Annotated in this window: 4 protein-coding genes; all 4 read left to right on the top strand. The window is 50.2% G+C overall.

Annotation, left to right across the window (positions count from 1 at the left end):
- The first annotated feature begins 584 nt into the window (after window positions 1-584).
- Complete coding sequence (locus tag EDM54_RS25995) at window positions 585-1676, top strand: resuscitation-promoting factor (protein ID WP_031933416.1); 1092 nt, start codon at window positions 585-587, stop codon at window positions 1674-1676.
- 260 nt (window positions 1677-1936) lie between these two features.
- Entirely contained in the window at window positions 1937-2491 is a 555-nt protein-coding gene (rnmV, locus tag EDM54_RS25990) for a ribonuclease M5 (protein WP_003390216.1), read from the top strand.
- Entirely contained in the window at window positions 2491-3384 is an 894-nt protein-coding gene (gene rsmA, locus EDM54_RS25985) for a 16S rRNA (adenine(1518)-N(6)/adenine(1519)-N(6))-dimethyltransferase RsmA (RefSeq protein ID WP_003390217.1), read from the top strand. The genes rnmV and rsmA overlap by 1 nt, the downstream gene beginning before the upstream one ends.
- Before the next feature lie 213 nt (window positions 3385-3597).
- Window positions 3598-3870 carry a biofilm formation stimulator Veg gene (gene veg / locus EDM54_RS25980; protein ID WP_003390218.1) on the top strand — a complete coding sequence of 91 codons (273 nt, stop codon included), beginning with the start codon at window positions 3598-3600 and terminating at the stop codon, window positions 3868-3870.
- Window positions 3871-4065: the final 195 nt, after the last annotated feature.

Here is a 4065-nt window from a genome sequence, read left to right as displayed (position 1 = left end):
AAAGCTGAAGGTCATACAAAACACGCAGGGTAGTTTATTGAAATTAGCCGGATAAAGTAAGCCGAATGCCAAAGAAAGAAGAACATCGGAAAGCCGTATGAGGGAAAACCTCACGTACGGTTTGATGAGGGGGAGCTGAAATGAGCAAGGCGACCATACGGTCGCCCGAAAGTTTCAGTTCTCTACTCTACAAAGGCACGTGCAATCGGATGCCGTAAACGCTTGCTGCTACCGGGTTTTGCAAAAGCCAGGTGCGCTTTTTGCTAGAAGCAGAAACAAAAAACCTGTTCTTCCAAAGGACATCCCGCATAGCATTAAAGTATGTGTCGAACGATTATTGCGGAATCGACATGCACCCTCGACAGAAACCCGCTTCCATTCGCCAAACGGTTAATGCTAGGCTGGTAGCAATCAAATCCTCAGTCCGGCAGGGGGAATTTGACAAAGAGAAAAAAGTAGAATACAATCAAATCCGACCTTGTTCAGAACTGGCCAATTTCCAAAATATTGGTGCGATTTCATCAACCCTTGCCTGGCTAGACTCGAAAAGCTTTACGCTTTTCAGCAAAAAAGGAGTGTGGGAAATGGAGTTACGCACGGTGTGGGAAAGGCAAAAGAACCGGGCGATTGTCGTTCTCGGCAGCCTGGCTCTGGTGCTCGTTCCCATGATTGGCTATTTCTCTGCCCAAGCAACCCAGCCAAAACAGATCACGTTTTCGATGGACGGAGATACCCGCAAAGTGGGAACCAAAGCCTCGACCGTCGAACAGTTTTTGGCAGAACGAAACATCACGGTAACGGAAGATGATCTACTACAACCAGACATTCACGCGAAAATAAAAGACGGAACAACCATTACCTTACATACACGCTGGACAATTCCGGTCCAGGTGGACGGGCAGACCAAAGTAGTAAAAACGCTAAAGCGCGATGTAGCTGGAGCTCTGCAGGAGGCTGGCATCGCATTAGGCAAGCAGGACCGGGTAAAACCGGCTCTCACAGACTCACTTTCCAAACAGACGACAATCGTCGTTACCCGAGTCGAAGAGAAAGTCGTGCAGCAAGAGGAGCGCCTGGCCTTCCAGGAGCTGCGCAAAAACGATCCCGTATTGTCAAAAGGGACGACGCGCGTCATGCAAGAGGGCCAAGAGGGAAAAGCCATCGGTCATTATAAAGTCATCACGGAAAACGGAAAGGAAGTTTCCCGTGAGCTGATCAAGCGAGATGTAATCACACCAAAGAAAGATCGAATTGTAGCGGTAGGAACAGCCGTTGCTGTTCAAATCGATGACAAATCGAATCGAGTCGTAGCGTCCGCAGCGGGGATGGTCTCCCGGGGCGGAAAAGTGTTCCGGCCAAAACAGGTCCTGAACGGGGTTACTTTGACCGCCTATTCACCGGCAGGTGGAGGCAAACATCCAAGCTCGCCAGGCTACGGGCGTACAGCTACGGGCGTAAAGGCAAAAGCAGGGCACACGATCGCGGTTGACCCGAAAGTCATTCCGCTCGGGTGGTGGGTGTTTATTGACGGCATCGGATACCGTCGTGCAGAAGACGTAGGTGGAGCGATCAAAGGCGCGAAAATCGACGTTTTCGTCGGGACCGAGGCGGACGCGGTTCAGTTTGGACGCAAGCGAAACCGAACTGTCTATATCATCGGGCCGCACAAGCCATAGGACAGGAGCCATGCTCCTGTCTTCTTTATTTATCATCGACCTGATCGCAGATAGCAAAAAGCTTCGTTGAAAGCTTTCGCAGCCGAGTTTCCTAATCCGGCGGGGTTGTGTTAAGCTGAGTTATTAAGTAAGACGAAAGCGAGCCGAAAATGTTTCACCCAAAAACGAAGGAATTCCTGTTTTTTTGGCGCAAACTATAACTGTTTTGACTATCCTCAAAACCGTCGTTTTCGACATTTTATGAAAGCGGGAGCATCGACATGAAGATCAAGGAAGTCATCGTCGTAGAGGGACGAGACGATACAGCTGCCATCAAGCGGGCAGTCAACGCAGATACGATCGAAACAGGCGGATCTGCCATCAATCAAAAAACGATCGAAAAGATTCGCCTTGCTCAATCCAAGCGCGGCGTTATTATCTTTACCGACCCTGATTACCAGGGAGAGCGGATTCGCAAAATCATCAGCAAGGCAGTACCCGGCTGCAAGCATGCCTTTATCACGCAAGCGGACGGAACAAAGAAAGACGATATCGGCGTGGAAAATGCGTCGGTAGAGACGATTATCCGCGCGCTGAGCGACGTCCGGACCGAGATGGCGGAAAGTGCAGGAGAAATCACTGCCGATGACATGCTGGCCTACAGACTTACCTCAGGGGCTGATTCCAAGGAACGGCGTATCAAGCTGGGGGAAAGCCTCGGTATCGGCTACGCCAATGCCAAACAGATGCTCTCCCGCCTCAATGCGTTTCAGATAAGCCGTGAGGAATTTCTCAAAGCGATAGAAGCACTAGATCAGGAGGAGGGGAAGTCGTGATGCACGCCTCAGGGAAAGATATCGCAACACCGACCAGAACGAAAGAGGTTCTGGAGAAATACGGCTTCTCTTTTAAAAAGAGTTTGGGACAAAACTTTCTGATCGACACGAATATCCTCCATAACATCGTGGAAGCGGCCGATCTGGACAGCTCGAAGGCTGCCATCGAAATCGGCCCCGGTATCGGTGCGCTGACCGAGCAGTTGGGGAGAGCCGCAGGGCATGTCCTCGCCATCGAGATCGACCAGCGGCTGTTGCCGATCCTTGAGGATACGCTGGCCCCCTATGACAACATAGAGGTCGTACATGGTGATGTGCTGGAGCTGGACCTTGCTGCTCTCGTGCGGGACAAGCTAAGCGGGTATGAAAAGGTGAGCGTAGTAGCCAATCTGCCCTACTATGTGACCACGGCGATATTGATGAAGCTTTTGGAGAGCCGATTGCCGCTGGAGAACATCGTTGTCATGATTCAAAAGGAAGTGGCTGAGCGGATAGCGGCAAAGCCGGGGAGCAAGGATTACGGCTCGCTGAGCGTAGCTGCTCAGTTTTACGCGGAGACGGAAGTGGCGATGATCGTTCCGGCCAGCGTTTTTATTCCTCGACCCAATGTTGATTCGGCAGTGATCAAACTGAAAATCCGGGACCGTCCTCCCGTGGAGGTAGACGATGAGAATTTCTTCTTCCGGGTCGTTCGGGCATGTTTTGCCCAGCGCCGTAAAACGTTGCTGAACAATTTAATGAGCGGGCTGTTTGATAAACAGCGAAAAGACGAAGTAATACAGATGCTAAGCGACCTTGAGATCGAACCGAGCCGCCGAGGCGAAACTTTGTCGATCGATGAATATGCAAGCCTGGCAAACGAGATTATTCGACGTCAATTGCTGGGTAAATAACAAGCGAAAAATCCCCTGCTATTTGCGACAAATCAGCAAAAGCAGGGGATTTTTGGTGTTATATTGGGAATGTAGGAAAAATCGACAAATATCAACGCATTTATCGAAAAAAAGGCCGTTGACAAAAACTCGGCCGGATTGCTATAATTTTTTATTTCTTTGACAAAATAAGCGTATGCTGTTATAATGGGATCAAGCGAGGTGGATGGAACAATGGCAAGAAACGCGTTACTTGACATTAAGCGCAGTTTAGACGGGCACATTGGCGAACGCATCCTACTAAAAGCCAATGGCGGTCGACGCAAGACCGTCGAGCGGACGGGCATCCTCGAAGAAACATACCCATCAGTATTCGTAGTAAAGCTCGATGACGACCAATTGTTCGAACGAGTTTCATACAGCTATGCTGACATCTTGACGGAAACCGTTGAGTTGACTGTCTGCAGAGAGAACGAGCACATTCGCATTACTTTTGTTCAACAATAGAGCCATTTTCGGCTCTATTGTTTTTTGGTGCGCCCAGCATGGGCGATAGCTATAGGGTGAAAGTCCCGAACGGGGGTTGGCTGTACCAACCGTTAGCTCAAGGCAAGGGTGTCGACCGCGAGGTCGAATCTGAAGGAAGCCGGCGGCAAAATCCCGACCTGAGGTACACGAACCCAATTTGAGGCTGTTGTATCC

The organism is Brevibacillus borstelensis (assembly GCF_003710865.1).
GTDB classification, from domain to species: Bacteria; Bacillota; Bacilli; order Brevibacillales; family Brevibacillaceae; genus Brevibacillus; species Brevibacillus borstelensis.
This window is presented reverse-complemented; position numbering and strand designations above follow the sequence as displayed.